15 protein-coding genes are annotated in these 12,871 nt (G+C 54.6%); all 15 read right to left on the bottom strand.

What is annotated here, in order from left to right; genetic code table 11:
• The 15 genes from ACFSX3_RS14545 to spoIIIAG all read right to left on the bottom strand — a co-directional run bounded on the left by ACFSX3_RS14545 (nt 1) and on the right by spoIIIAG (nt 12,866).
• Complete coding sequence (locus tag ACFSX3_RS14545; protein WP_379256008.1) at nt 1–471, bottom strand: hypothetical protein; 471 nt, start codon at nt 469–471, stop codon at nt 1–3.
• Between the two features lie 103 nt (nt 472–574).
• Complete coding sequence (locus ACFSX3_RS14540; RefSeq protein WP_209985120.1) at nt 575–1,462, bottom strand: TlyA family RNA methyltransferase; 888 nt, start codon at nt 1,460–1,462, stop codon at nt 575–577.
• Between the two features lie 41 nt (nt 1,463–1,503).
• Nucleotides 1,504–3,417 (bottom strand): 1-deoxy-D-xylulose-5-phosphate synthase, encoded by a 1,914-nt coding sequence (gene dxs / locus ACFSX3_RS14535; RefSeq protein WP_209984347.1) that lies wholly within the window; start codon nt 3,415–3,417, stop codon nt 1,504–1,506.
• 96 nt (nt 3,418–3,513) lie between these two features.
• Entirely contained in the window at nt 3,514–4,461 is a 948-nt protein-coding gene (locus ACFSX3_RS14530; RefSeq protein WP_209984349.1) for a polyprenyl synthetase family protein, read from the bottom strand.
• A complete protein-coding gene (gene xseB / locus ACFSX3_RS14525) occupies nt 4,448–4,705 on the bottom strand; it encodes an exodeoxyribonuclease VII small subunit (RefSeq protein WP_209984352.1) in 258 nt (85 codons plus the stop codon). The genes ACFSX3_RS14530 and xseB overlap by 14 nt, the downstream gene beginning before the upstream one ends.
• Complete coding sequence (xseA, locus tag ACFSX3_RS14520; protein ID WP_209984355.1) at nt 4,689–6,062, bottom strand: exodeoxyribonuclease VII large subunit; 1,374 nt, start codon at nt 6,060–6,062, stop codon at nt 4,689–4,691. The genes xseB and xseA overlap by 17 nt, the downstream gene beginning before the upstream one ends.
• Before the next feature lie 9 nt (nt 6,063–6,071).
• On the bottom strand, nt 6,072–6,929 hold the full coding sequence (gene folD / locus ACFSX3_RS14515; protein WP_209984358.1) for a bifunctional methylenetetrahydrofolate dehydrogenase/methenyltetrahydrofolate cyclohydrolase FolD: 858 nt from the start codon (nt 6,927–6,929) through the stop codon (nt 6,072–6,074).
• A gap of 86 nt (nt 6,930–7,015) precedes the next feature.
• A complete protein-coding gene (nusB, locus tag ACFSX3_RS14510; RefSeq protein ID WP_036698385.1) occupies nt 7,016–7,465 on the bottom strand; it encodes a transcription antitermination factor NusB in 450 nt (149 codons plus the stop codon).
• Between the two features lie 140 nt (nt 7,466–7,605).
• Nucleotides 7,606–7,839, bottom strand: coding sequence for a DUF2273 domain-containing protein (locus tag ACFSX3_RS14505; protein WP_209984361.1), 234 nt, complete (start codon nt 7,837–7,839; stop codon nt 7,606–7,608).
• 15 nt (nt 7,840–7,854) lie between these two features.
• Complete coding sequence (gene amaP / locus ACFSX3_RS14500; RefSeq protein ID WP_209984364.1) at nt 7,855–8,394, bottom strand: alkaline shock response membrane anchor protein AmaP; 540 nt, start codon at nt 8,392–8,394, stop codon at nt 7,855–7,857.
• 72 nt (nt 8,395–8,466) lie between these two features.
• A complete protein-coding gene (locus ACFSX3_RS14495) occupies nt 8,467–8,883 on the bottom strand; it encodes an Asp23/Gls24 family envelope stress response protein (protein ID WP_209984367.1) in 417 nt (138 codons plus the stop codon).
• Nucleotides 8,884–9,002: 119 nt separating this feature from the next.
• Nucleotides 9,003–10,346 (bottom strand): acetyl-CoA carboxylase biotin carboxylase subunit, encoded by a 1,344-nt coding sequence (gene accC / locus ACFSX3_RS14490; protein ID WP_209984369.1) that lies wholly within the window; start codon nt 10,344–10,346, stop codon nt 9,003–9,005.
• 56 nt (nt 10,347–10,402) lie between these two features.
• Nucleotides 10,403–10,912, bottom strand: coding sequence for an acetyl-CoA carboxylase biotin carboxyl carrier protein (accB, locus tag ACFSX3_RS14485; RefSeq protein ID WP_209984374.1), 510 nt, complete (start codon nt 10,910–10,912; stop codon nt 10,403–10,405).
• Nucleotides 10,913–11,189: 277 nt separating this feature from the next.
• The gene (locus tag ACFSX3_RS14480) at nt 11,190–12,119 is read right to left on the bottom strand and encodes a SpoIIIAH-like family protein (protein WP_209984377.1); all 930 of its coding nucleotides are present in this window, start codon (nt 12,117–12,119) and stop codon (nt 11,190–11,192) included.
• A 108-nt stretch (nt 12,120–12,227) separates the two neighbouring features.
• Complete coding sequence (gene spoIIIAG, locus ACFSX3_RS14475; RefSeq protein ID WP_209984380.1) at nt 12,228–12,866, bottom strand: stage III sporulation protein AG; 639 nt, start codon at nt 12,864–12,866, stop codon at nt 12,228–12,230.
• Nucleotides 12,867–12,871 lie beyond the last annotated feature (5 nt).

The raw sequence follows: 12,871 nt of genomic DNA, 5'->3' as shown, positions 1-12,871 counted from the left end.
TTAACTGGATTCTCCGTCGTCCTTGCCGAAATTGATCACATGAATGTTGGAATTCACCGTATCCACATACAGTGCACCGCTGCAATCCGGATAGATCAGCAGATAAGGAAGGATATAGTCCCGGAGCCCGCTGCCGGTGAGTTCAAGCTCCTTGCGGGGGCGGGACAGGATGACCAGATAGTAATGCTCCTCATTCCTGGTGGCTACGTAATCAATGAACAGCCTGCTGTACATCGGCGCACCATTCACTTGAAAAGACAGCGGAATCTTCAGCTTGCCGCCGATGACCTCGTACCCCGCATCCTCCAGCAGACCGATGGACGGATGCGGCTGAATGACCTTGTTGATCGGCACCCGATCCTTCATGAAGGAACCCGGGGACCCTTGCAGCCAGATATAGATTCTATAAAGGATAAAGATTGCCGCCGTAAGGCCCATAAGTGCCACTACAGCCTTGTCCGAGCTCGCCACTCCCATCACCTCGGTGATTCTATTCGACGCGAGGGCGGGTGAAATCCTGCTTCCGGGCGACAACATATAATTACTAATTACTTATCTTTGCAGCAAAAGAAACTCATCTCTTGGATGAGTTTCCATGGCCCGCAGCGCTGAAGGTTGCATTCGCTTCCTTAATGACCGAGTCGGCAAGCGCGGCGAAATTATTCGGCTGTGCTTCAGCCGCAGAAGGCTGCTGCGCTGAAGTCTGCTCCGCAGCTTCGGGCAACAGCTTCCAGTGTGCCAGAAATTCAATGTTTCCTTCCCCGCCGGTAATGGGGGAATACGTCAGTCCTGCAAGCGTGTAGCCCAGTTCGGCTGCCATGGACAGTACGTTTATCAGCACCTCCCGGTGAACAGCCGGTTCGCGCACAACTCCAGACTTGCCCACCTTCTCGCGCCCGGCTTCGAACTGCGGCTTAATCAGCGCAGCGATATCAGCAGGACGGTTCAGCAGCGCCATAAGCGGCGGCAGGATGATTTTTAGTGAAATGAAGGATACATCAATACTTGCAAAGTCAGGCACCGGTCCCTTCAAATCAGGCGGGGTCATGTAACGGAAGTTGGTCTGTTCCATTACGGTTACCCGATCATCATTACGCAGACTCCAGTCGAGCTGGTTATGTCCAACATCAATAGCATACACATGGGCCACACCGTTCTGAAGCGCACAATCCGTGAAGCCTCCTGTAGAGGAGCCAATATCCAGCATATTCCTGCCGGTCAGCTCGATGCTGAACTGCCGCAAGGCTTTCTCCAGCTTCAAGCCGCCGCGGCTGACATAGGGGTGCAGCGCTCCCTTGACTCTGAGAACAGAGCTGCGCAGCACCTTCATCCCCGGCTTCTCAATCCGTTCTTCGTTCGCAAGCACAAGACCCGCCATAATGGCGGCCTTGGCCTTCTCCCGGCTGTCGTAGAAGCCTTGCTCCACCAACAGCACATCAATTCGTTCCTTAGGGTGTTCCATATTCATCTCCCGATCACTTCGGTCCGCCCTCCGCCCCTGTCTTACGAGGTGGAGGTTGACTTATAGGTATAAGTGCTGAGCCCCTTCATTGACTTAATACGTGCGCACACGGCTTCAACGGTAAGGCCGGTTTCCTGGCGTTGCTCCTTAATCGACCCATGCTCGACGAAAATATCCGGCACTCCCATCGGGTGGACATGCGCATCATATATCTCATGCTCTGCAAAGAACTCCAGCACCGCACTGCCAAGGCTGCCGGCCTGGCTCGCTTCTTCCAGCACCACCATCCCCGTTCCGGCATGCGCCAGTTCAAGCAGCATGGTGTTATCCAGCGGCTTCAGGAAGCGCGCATTTACTACACCGATCTGAATCCCTTCACGCTTCAGCACTTCCGCCGCCTCTTCAGCGACCTGAACCATCGGGCCGCAGGCAAGCACGGCATAATCCTCACCGGGACGCAGACGCTCCCATGTGCCGATAGGCAGACTGCGCAATTCAGCATCCAGAGCTACACCAGTGCCGTTAATCCGCGGATAACGGTAAGCAATCGGTCCTTCATTATAGTCCAGCGCCGTCTTCATCATGTGGCGCAGCTCATTCTCATCCTTCGGCATCATAAGCACCATGTTTGGAATATGACGCATAAAAGCAATATCGTATACGCCTTGATGGGTCTCCCCGTCCGCGCCGACGAAGCCCGCACGGTCGATGGCGAACATGACATTGGCATTATGGCGGCAAATATCATGGACAATCTGATCATAAGCACGCTGCATGAAGGTGGAATAGACGGCATACACCGGCTTCATTCCTTCCATCGCCAGCGCCGCACATAAGGTGGCGGCATGCTGCTCAGCAATCCCGACGTCAATCATCCGGTCCGGGAATTCCTTGGCGAACGGGAAGAGCCCCGAGCCGCCCGGCATGGCCGGTGTTACGGCAATCAGTCTTTGATCCTGCCGTCCGAGCTCAATCAGCGTTTCCCCGAAAACTTCGGTATACATCGGGTGGCTGACCGCCTCCACGGCCTTAATGGACTGGCTTGATTCAATTTTGTAGGGCGAGATCGCATGTGATTTATAGAAGTCAGTTTCAGCCGGTTTGTAGCCCTTGCCCTTCGTCGTCAGCACATGAACCAGCACAGGCCCTGATACATTATCCGCCTGATGGAAGGTGTCGATCATCTTCTCCAGATCATGACCGTCCACGGGTCCCAGATAGGTGAATCCCAGTTCTTCGAACAGAACACCGGGTACCAGCATGTTCTTCAGACCGTCCTTCACATTCTGCGCAGTCTTCGCCAGGCGACCGCCGATGGCCGGAATTTTCTTCAGCAGACCTTCGACCTCATCCTTAGCCCGCAGGTAATGGCGGTCCGAACGGATTTTGCTTAAGTAGTTATGCATGGCTCCTACATTCGGCGCGATCGACATCTCATTATCATTCAGGATCACCATGAGCTTGCGGCGCTCATGGCCGATATGGTTCAGCGCTTCAAAGGCCATTCCGCCGGTGAGGGCACCATCGCCGATCACGGCAATTACCTTATTGTCTTCACCCTTCAAGTCACGTGCCATAGCCATGCCCATTGCTGCCGACAGAGAAGTGCTGCTGTGCCCGGCTTCCCAGACATCATGCTCACTCTCCGTACGTTTGACGAAGCCGCATAGTCCACCCTGCTTGCGAAGTGTATCAAACCGATCTTGGCGGCCTGTCAGTATCTTATGCACATAAGCCTGATGACCGACATCATATATCATCTTATCCCGGGGACTGTCATAACAGTAATGCAGGGCCAGCGTGAGTTCCACTACCCCGAGGTTAGATCCGAGATGCCCCCCTGTTACAGACAGCTTCTCGATCAGAAACTGACGAATTTCCTCCGCAAGTACAGCCAATTCTCCGACTGAGTAAGACTTGAGTTGCTGAGGATCGTTTATTTGTGGAAGCAGCACGAGTATTCCCCGCTTTCCTAGATGTTGTAAAATATAAACCCCATTATAACACAAACTAAACGGCTGCCGAAACACAGCCGTTTGCCGAAACTCCATTTAGTGGTCGCGTGACATCAAATAATCGGCAATTTCCAGCAGCCGGGACGGGTCGTTGAACCCGCCTTTCAGGATCGCAAGATGCGCTGCTGCGGTCAATTGCTTGACCTCTGCGAGCGAAGCCTCCAGGCCGATGAAATACGGATAGGTTACTTTCTGCTGCTTGAGATCACTGCCGGTTTTTTTGCCCAGCTTGCTCTCATCGCCGACCAGATCCAGAATATCATCCTGAATCTGGAAGGCCAGGCCAATCTGTGTGCCGAACCGGTGCAGAGCTGCCAGCTGGCCCTCATCCGCACCGGCGATTCTGCCGCCCGCAAGCAAGGAGAAGATCATCAGATCGCCGGTCTTATGCAGATGAATGTACTGAAGCTGCTGCAGGTCGGTCATTCCCTGCTCGCCTTCCATATCGGCAACCTGACCGCCGACCATGCCGCGCGGTCCGGCCATCTCGGCCAGATCCTCCACGATGGACAATACACGTTCTGCCGGAACCCCATGCTTGCGTGAGGCTTGTACCACACTGTAGAACGCATGGGTCAGCAGCGAATCCCCGGCCAGAATGGCCATGGCTTCCCCGAAGACCTTATGGTTCGTCAGCTTGCCGCGCCGGTAGTCATCATTATCCATCGCCGGAAGATCATCATGGATCAGGGAATAGGTATGCACCATTTCAATCGCTGCCGCTACAGGCAGTGCAGCATCACGGCTGCCGCCCAGCGCTTCGCAGGCGGCGGTGACCAGCAGCGGCCGCAGGCGCTTACCACCAGCTTGCAGCGAGTATTCCATCGACTCTCTAAGTACCTGTGGGACGTCCCACTGCTCCGGTATGGATTGGCTCAGAGCCGCAGTAACCCAGCGGCTAACGTCCGCTATATACTGCTCCAGCGGTTCGCGGCCCTGCGGTGCTGCCGAACGGCCCGATGGCTCTAGCTCAGAATGACTCATCGTTATCGCCTTCAAGCCGGCTGCCGAACGGCTTCTTGCGCAGTTCGCCATCCTCTACAGTAATCATCTCAATCTTGCGCTCCACCTGCTCCAGCTTGCTGCCGCATAGCTGCGAGAGCTTCATTCCCTGCTGGAATAAATCAATCGCCTTCTCCAGGGGAACGTCACCGTGTTCAAGCTCACGCACGATACCCTCCAGGCGCTCCATGGCTCCTTCAAAATCCAGTTCAGCTTCCTTCGCCATTCGCTTTGCCATCCTCCTTCATTCCCCATACGTGGCAGTTTAGTTGTCCGTCATTAAGCTTTATGTTGACCACATCGCCAAGCTCTACTTCCTTCAGCGATTTGATTAAATGCTGTTCCTTCTCGTCATACACAAGGCTGTAGCCCCGTGACATGACCTTAAGCGGACTGAGCGCATCCAGATGGCGCAGCTCAGCCCCGAACCGCGCGCGCTTATCTGCAAGGCGCGCCTGCATAGCCGCCGTTAGCTCACGGGTGAGGCCATCCGTGCGCCGGCGGGCAGTGCTGACGCTGCTAAGCGGATGGAAGCGCTGCAGGCTCTGGTGCAGCAGCGCGCTGCGCCCCTGTGCGCGGCTGTGCCTTGCCTCTGCTGCGCGGAGCAGGGCCGCGCGCAGCATGTCCAGCCGCTGCGCGTGCTGGGCCAGCTGCCGGCGGGGGCCGGCCAGCGCCAGCGAGCGCTGCAGTGCAGCGAGGCGTTCGCCGCCGCGCTGCGAGCGGCGCAGCAGCCCTTGGCGCAGCCGCTGCCGGGCCATGCGCAGCTGCCCGGCCAGCTCGGCTGCGCTCGGCACAGCGAGCTCCGCCGCTGCCGTAGGGGTGGCCGCCCGGAGATCGGCGGCGAAATCGGCGATCGTAAAGTCGGTCTCGTGGCCCACGGCCGAGATGACCGGAATCCTGGAGGCCGCAATCGCCCGGGCGACGGCCTCTTCATTGAAGGCCCACAGCTCCTCCAGGGAGCCGCCGCCGCGCCCGACAATCAGTACATCGGCTTCGCCCATGGCGTTCAGGTTCTGGATGGCCTGTACAATGGACGGGCCAGCACCCTTACCTTGTACAAGTACAGGGTAGAGAACAATCGCCACCTGAGGATAGCGCCGCTGCAGGGTGATGATGATGTCCCTCACTGCCGCTCCTGTCGGGGAGGTCACAACCCCGATGCAGCGCGGGAATTGCGGCAGCGGACGCTTGCGCTCCGCTGCGAACAGGCCTTCCTTTTCCAGCTTGCTCTTCAGCTGCTCGTAAGCCAGATACAGGCTGCCGATTCCGTCAGGCTGCATATGTGTCGCATAGAACTGGTATTGCCCGTCCCGTTCATATACGGTCACATTTCCCCTGGCAATTACCTTCGTGCCTTCCTTCGGCACGAACGGCAGCCGTGAGTTATGCGAAGCGAACATGATGGCTTTGATCCGGCTGCTCTCATCCTTCAGCGTGAAGTACATATGCCCGCTTCCGTGATGGGTGAAATTCGAGATTTCACCGCGAATCCATACATCGGACAGCAGCGCATCCGAATCCAGCTTCATGCGGATATATTTGTTAAGCTCCTTAATGGAGTAGATCTGCCGCTCTGCTGCCATATGTCCGGCCTACTTCAGGCCGCGGCGGCGTGTGGCCGCGATCAGCGTGTTGCTCATCAGCATAGTGATGGTCATCGGCCCCACTCCGCCCGGCACCGGCGTAATGAACCCGGCAACTTCCCGGGCACTCTCATAATCAACATCCCCGGCAAGCTTGCCGGTATCCAGACGGTTCATGCCGACATCAATCACAATTGCGCCCGGCTTCACGAACGAGGCATCGATGAAGTTGGCACGGCCGATCGCTACCACCAGAATATCGGCCTGACGGCTAAGCTCAGCCATATTCGCTGTACGCGAGTGACACATGGTTACAGTGGCGTTCTCACGCTGCAGCAGCAGGGATACGGGCTTGCCCACAATGTTGCTGCGCCCGATCACTACAGCATGCTTGCCGGAGATGTCCGTACCAGTCCGCTTGATCAGTTCAATCACCCCGGCAGGCGTGCAGGGAAGCAGACTGTCGTCCCCGATGACAAGATTCCCCACATTGACCGGGTGGAAGCCGTCCACATCCTTTTCTACCGAGATAGCGTCAATCACAGCCTTTTCTTCAATATGCTTCGGAAGCGGCAACTGAACAAGTATGCCGTCAATATCGCCCCGGCCGTTCAGGTCTGCCACCAGTGCCAGCAGCTCCTGCTGGGTAGTAGCGGCATCCAGCCGGTGCACCTCGGAATGGAAGCCCAGCTCTATACAGGACTTCTCCTTGTTGCGCACATAGACCTGGGAAGCCGGATCTTCACCGACCAGAACGACAGCCAGACCCGGCTTCACGCCGCGCTCTGCTAAGTCTGCAACCTTCCGGGCAATCCCGATCCGAATGTCGTCCGATACCTGTTTACCGCTGATAATCGCTGCTGTCATGTAAGTCTCTCCCCTATTGTCTATTGAAGGCTTATAAGCCTGTTACTGCCGCTTGCTGCTGAAACTGAATCGAATCAGAGGCTGAATTACAGCTCAGCTCTAAGCGTATCCACATCCTGAATCATTTTACCGAGGACGCCGTTCACGAATTTACCGGAATCTTCTGTGCCGAAATGCTTGGCCAGATCAATCGCCTCATTGACAGACACCTTGGCCGGCACATCGCTGGCGAAGATCATCTCGAAGGTGGCCAGGCGCAGAATCTGACGGTCCACGCGTGACAGGCGGCTCATCTGCCAGCCCTTGAGGTAATGCTCCAGCATATCGTCAATCGCCATTTTGTGCTCCCACACGCCGTTGACATGCGTAACTACATAAGCTTTCAGTTCGATCTCATCCGTAATGACGCGCTCGGTTTCGTTTTCATCCGCCGCCTCTTCAATCAGCATGTCAACCGCCTCGGTAACCTCAACATCGTTCATTTCCATCTGGTACAGGCTTTGCACAATAATTTCTCTCGCTAAACGTCTCTTCATGTGTTCCTCCTACGAACTAACTTTCATTCTTGTTTTGATATAACTTCTTATATTCCAAAAAAAACCGCACAGCCTTTCTTCCGCAGGTCAGCAACTCAAAGTAACGGGTTCCAGGCTTCCGGGAGAAAGACTATCGCGGTTCATTTGAAGGGACGCCAGCGTCCGGACAGCCGCTCTACGATCTCCTGCCATTGAAACAGGGGACCCTGCGCGGTATCCTTTCTTTTGCCGAACGTATATCCGATGAACACTACCAGTGCAAAGAACAGCATATCCCAAAAACCGCTAATCAGATAAATCAATCCGAGAAAGACACCGAAGGCAACTCCGGTAATTCTACCTCCGTGACTTCCCCATACTTCTCTCCAGGACATAAGGGAAACTCACCTCTATTCCACTCGACTTTTGAAGCTTGGTGACTGTGTGAGGTTAGCAATGTATACAGACACATCGGCAACCGGAATTCCGGTTGTCTCCTGTACGAAATCATGCACCTGGCGCTGTACATCCGTAGTAAGCAGAGGCAGCGAATGCTCGCCGTCGACGACCGCACGGATCATAATCTCAAGACCTGCCTGCGAGACACGGATGCGCGATTTCAGGTCACGGATGCCCTTCACTTTGCCCGCAGCCTTCAGACTCAGGTTCTCAATGGTCTCCATCGAGATCTGAATATCCCCGTACTCTGTCCGCTGATCAACAGACGGCAGGGAGGCACGGTCGCGGCGCAGGGAAATGTAGAAGAAGCGGATGCTCAGCAGGAACAGAATGACCGCCACGGAGATCGCAGTGATATAGACCGCCGGTCCGTCCGAAATCTCATACTTGTCCGGAATGACACCGCTTAAGAGGAGGATGGCAATTACAGATAGTATTCCAATACTTAAGCTGTAAAGGAACAGCAGAAGCCTGTCCAGAATTTTGGCCACGAGTCTCACAACCTCCTTAAATTAAGGTAAACCCTCGACGTACTGCCCGAGGGTTTAGGACGAACAAAGCCTTTACTTCACACGGATAACCGCATCGATATCTTCGCTCTTGTCAATGCTTGTATTGCTTTTGAACTGCACATCATGAATATGCACGTTCACTTCCACAACGGTCAGACCGGTCATGGTTTCGATGGAACGCTTAACATTGCGCTGGATTTCGGCAGCTACTTCCGGAAGACGGTAGCCGTATTCGATGATAACAGACACATCCACCGCAGCCTCGCGCTGTCCTACCTCAACCTTAACCCCTTTGGACAAATTCTTGCGTCCGAGAAGCTCCACGATTCCGCCGGCGAAACCGCCGCTCATTCCGGCCACACCTTTCACCTCAACGGTTGCCAAACCGGCGATCACCTCGATCACTTCAGGAGCGATCTGGATTTCACCGATTTCCGTACGTTCATATTCTGTCGGCAATGTACTCATTTTGGACTTCACACCTTTCCAGCAAAAAAGTTGTAGGGGCACTTCAAGCGGGCAGTACGCCTCTTATTAAACATACTATATCATTTGACGAACTTTATGACAAACCATGAGAAGTCGTCCTAAATTTCATACTCTTCAAGGAACTTGATATCGAAGTTACCGTCCAAAAACACCGGATGCTCCAGCAGTCTCTGGTGGAATGGAATCGTGGTATGTATGCCCTCCACCGCAAATTCGGCCAGTGCACGCTTCATCTTAGCGACCGCCTCATCCCGCGTCGGGGCCCAGACGATCAGCTTGGCAATCATGGAGTCATAAAAAGGTGAAATGGTATAGCCCGGGTACGCCGCGCTGTCCACCCGCACTCCAAATCCGCCGGGAGGCAGATAGAAGCCAATTTTGCCGGGAGAAGGCATGAAATTACGCTCAGGGTCCTCGGCATTGATCCGGCATTCGATCGACCATCCGTTGATGACAATATCCTCCTGGGTAAAGGAGAGTGTGTTGCCTTCTGCCACAGAGATCATTTCCTTGATCAGATCCACTCCGGTAACCATCTCAGTTACGGGATGCTCCACCTGGATACGGGTATTCATCTCCATGAAGTAGAACTGACCGTCAGGACTGAGCAGGAATTCCAGGGTGCCTGCACCAGAATAATTAACCGCTTGTGCGGCCCTTACAGCCGCTTGGCCCATCGCCTCACGGGTCTCCGGTGTAAGGATGGAGCAAGGCGCTTCCTCCACCAGCTTCTGGCGGCGGCGCTGCACCGAGCAGTCACGTTCGCCCAGATGGACTACGTTGCCATGATTATCGGCGATGATCTGAATCTCCACATGCTTCATGCCGGTCAGGAACTTCTCCAGATAGACTCCGGCGTTGCCAAAATTCTTCTGCGCTTCCTGCTGGGCAGCGGTAATCTGCTTCACCAGTGACTCTTCATCCTCGGCGATGCGGATGCCCTTGCCGCCGCCGCCTGCCGTAGCCTTTACAATAAGCGGATACCCGATATCACGGCCGAGCATCACGGCTTCATCCAAGTCGCCGACAATCCCGTCGGAGCCCGGAATAATCGGAACTCCCGCCTGCTTCATCGTCTCTTTGGCTACTGCCTTGTCGCCCATCCGCGTAATCGCATCCGGAGACGGGCCAATGAAAGTAATATTGCAGGATTCACAGATCTCGGCGAAATCGGCATTCTCGGCCAGGAAGCCATAGCCGGGATGAACGGCATCGCATTCCGTCAGCGTAGCAACGCTCATAATATTAGTAAAGTTCAAATAGCTGTCCTTGGCGGGTGTCGGTCCGATGCAGTACGCCTCATCAGCCAGGCGGACATGCAGGGAATCGCGGTCCGGCTCCGAATAGACAGCCACGGTGGCAATACCCAGCTCGCGGCAGGCCCTGATAATGCGGACCGCAATTTCGCCGCGGTTAGCAATCAACACTTTTTGAATGTTCATGCGTTTCCTCCCAAAGTTTAGCGAAGCTTGCAAGCTCCTCCTCATTCTCGCGGCAATTATTCCGCTCTCACCAGAAACAGCGGCTGGCCGTATTCCACCAGTTGGCCGTTCTCAACCAGAACAGAGACAATCTCGCCCTGCACTTCAGCTTCCAGCTCATTCATCAGCTTCATTGCTTCAATGATGCAGACTGTGGATTTCTCATTCACCCGGTCTCCGACATTGACAAAGGAAGGCGTCTCCGGTGAAGCGGCACTATAGAAGGTCCCTACCATCGGCGAGACGATTTTATGTAATGCGCCTTCAGCGGAGGTTGCGGGCTGCTGCGCCGCAGCAGGAACTTCACTGACAGCCGGAGGGGCAATAATCTGCGGACTTTGCAGCTGCGGGGCTGGCGTAAAGGGATAGGTATAAGGAGCCGCCTGAATTACTGTTCCTTCAGCTTCAGAGCGATCCGGTTTGCGGATAGCCAGCTTCATACCTTCGCTTTCAATCTCCAGCTCGTGCACGGAGGAAGTCTGGTCCAGCAATTGAATCAATTCCTTAATCTCGCTTAACTTGAACATTGGATCGTTCACTCCTTCAGCTTTCTCTCGAAGCCAATTTGGGACGCAGGCTGGGCAGGGTACGTTATCCGTTCTGAGAAGCACACCTGTGAAGCCGGTCTGCTCTGTGATTCTCTTGAATCGCTATCTTGTGTAACCGCTGCCTGCGTAATCTTCTTTTTCTATGCATCGATAACTTTATGTATTATATCACAAACGCTAGAAATGGAAAGAGCCTGGGACGCGCCCGGGCTCTTTCGGCATTTTATTCTATTTTCTGTGATTTTATTCAGCGGGCTTACTGCTCCGAGACGTATTGGACCTTAATCTTGTCCTGGGTAACGCTCAGTTCCTTCATTACAAAATCCACGATGCCCACGGCCTGCTTCACATCCAGCTTATCGCTGAGCACCACGATCGTGTAGGCGTCACCGGCTTCTTCTTTCACAATCGCCTCACCGTATTTCTGTTGAAGCTTTTCTTCAATCCCGGTGATTTTGGATTCCTTCTCTTCCAGCTTGCTGAGCTGCTCCTGGGCTGTAGCATTCTCGGCCGGGGTCTTATCCATATTGTTAATCAGTGCCAGCAGATCATTGTGGTCCTTCAGGTTCTTCTGCTCGCGTTCGTACAGGTAGTTCGTGAACAGGCTGCTGGCTGATACGCTCTGCGAAGCCATTTCATCCAGGATTGCCTTATCGTCCTTCGCCGGAGTTTTATCTACAGCGGCCGACGTATCCTTGCTGTCTTTGCTGTCCTTAGTGTCCTTATTCTCCTTGCTATCCTTGCTGTCCTTGCTGTCTTTGGTGGCAGCCGTATCCTTGCCTTTGTCAGCCGTAGCTGTGGTCGCTTTATCCGTTGCAGCAGTTGTATCCGTAGCTGTGTTGCTGCTATCAGCAATCACACTGCTGTCATCTATCAAGGCCGGAGTCGTACTGTCCTCAGTTGTCACTGTCGATGCCACTTCATCCTTGCCGGTCTTGCTGCTGTCATCCACGGTTCCTACCGCAATCCCTTTGTTCGTGTTGACCTCTTTGATGACAAGTCCGCTGTCCAGCGTAGTGGCTGTCCCGCCGCCCGTCCCGTCTTTTATGGTGTCCACCTGGATGCTGCCTGCGGTTTCTTTGGGGAGGGGAGCACCCGAATCTTCCGTGAACAGATAATATGCAGAGAGCACTACCATCAAACTGAGCATAGAAACCAGCCAAATCGTTTGTCTTTTGCCCTTCATTGTTTATACCTCCTATAATTTTGTTGCCAGCCCTCTTGTCGTGTGTGCCCGTGTGTATCGTACAAGCCTCTTCTGTTAAAGCATATGCCGGGGTTATCGGAGACATGCCTATTCTTGCTTTCGCGGGACAACAGAAATCCGGTAGACCGGTACGTTAAGCCCTTTTTCAACCGCCTGCTCAATCAGACTGCGCACGACCTTGTTCTCTGCCCCTTTGGCGACCACCAGCACTCCCCGTACCTGAGGCTTCACCCGCTTGGTGATGATCGGAGCCTCGTTCCCTGACTGGGTGTAAGTGACGATCTGGCCGTCCCTGGTGTACTGGGTGGTATGGCGTTTACCGCCGCTGGCATCCGTTTCTTCACTTTGCTGCTGCGAGTCATTCATATTGCGCTGCACGATAATCTCCTCTGTGGAATCTACGGTGACCATGATATCCACAGTACCGACCCCCACGATCTTCTCCAGAATCCCCTTCGTGCGGTTCTCCATCGCCAGTTCGATGCTGTCAAAAGAATTCGCGCTCCCGGCCTCCGGCTGCAGGACCGTCTGAGAGGCCTCGCTGTCCGGCGGTTCACGCCCCGTGTTCTCGTTGTCCAGCTTCTTCACATTCACGAAGGAATTGAACAGCATGATCGCAACGCCCAGCAGGCCGATAATGATCAGCCAGCGGAAGGTGTGGCTGCGCTTCGGGCTGCCGTTGCCGCCTCCGGCCCACTGCTCCAGCTTTTTCAGCCAATTGCCCATTGATT

Origin of the sequence: Paenibacillus rhizoplanae, assembly GCF_042684125.1 — a bacterium.
In the GTDB taxonomy this organism is placed as follows: Bacteria; Bacillota; Bacilli; order Paenibacillales; family Paenibacillaceae; genus Paenibacillus_AQ; species Paenibacillus_AQ rhizoplanae.
Note: the sequence above shows the minus strand (reverse complement) of the source record. Positions and strands in the feature narration are given on the sequence as shown.

What these genes read in the sequence shown, in the direction of transcription:
- ACFSX3_RS14540 (WP_209985120.1), bottom strand. Translation starts at nt 1,462, where the DNA reads ATGGAACACCCTAAGGAACGAATTGATGTGCTGTTGGTGGAGCAAGGC.
- ACFSX3_RS14480 (WP_209984377.1), bottom strand. Translation starts at nt 12,119, where the DNA reads ATGAAGGGCAAAAGACAAACGATTTGGCTGGTTTCTATGCTCAGTTTG.
- nusB (WP_036698385.1), bottom strand. Translation starts at nt 7,465, where the DNA reads ATGAAGAGACGTTTAGCGAGAGAAATTATTGTGCAAAGCCTGTACCAG.
- ACFSX3_RS14530 (WP_209984349.1), bottom strand. Translation starts at nt 4,461, where the DNA reads ATGAGTCATTCTGAGCTAGAGCCATCGGGCCGTTCGGCAGCACCGCAG.
- ACFSX3_RS14505 (WP_209984361.1), bottom strand. Translation starts at nt 7,839, where the DNA reads ATGTCCTGGAGAGAAGTATGGGGAAGTCACGGAGGTAGAATTACCGGA.
- xseA (WP_209984355.1), bottom strand. Translation starts at nt 6,062, where the DNA reads ATGGCAGCAGAGCGGCAGATCTACTCCATTAAGGAGCTTAACAAATAT.
- spoIIIAG (WP_209984380.1), bottom strand. Translation starts at nt 12,866, where the DNA reads ATGGGCAATTGGCTGAAAAAGCTGGAGCAGTGGGCCGGAGGCGGCAAC.
- accB (WP_209984374.1), bottom strand. Translation starts at nt 10,912, where the DNA reads ATGTTCAAGTTAAGCGAGATTAAGGAATTGATTCAATTGCTGGACCAG.
- ACFSX3_RS14495 (WP_209984367.1), bottom strand. Translation starts at nt 8,883, where the DNA reads ATGAGTACATTGCCGACAGAATATGAACGTACGGAAATCGGTGAAATC.
- accC (WP_209984369.1), bottom strand. Translation starts at nt 10,346, where the DNA reads ATGAACATTCAAAAAGTGTTGATTGCTAACCGCGGCGAAATTGCGGTC.
- folD (WP_209984358.1), bottom strand. Translation starts at nt 6,929, where the DNA reads ATGACAGCAGCGATTATCAGCGGTAAACAGGTATCGGACGACATTCGG.
- xseB (WP_209984352.1), bottom strand. Translation starts at nt 4,705, where the DNA reads ATGGCGAAGGAAGCTGAACTGGATTTTGAAGGAGCCATGGAGCGCCTG.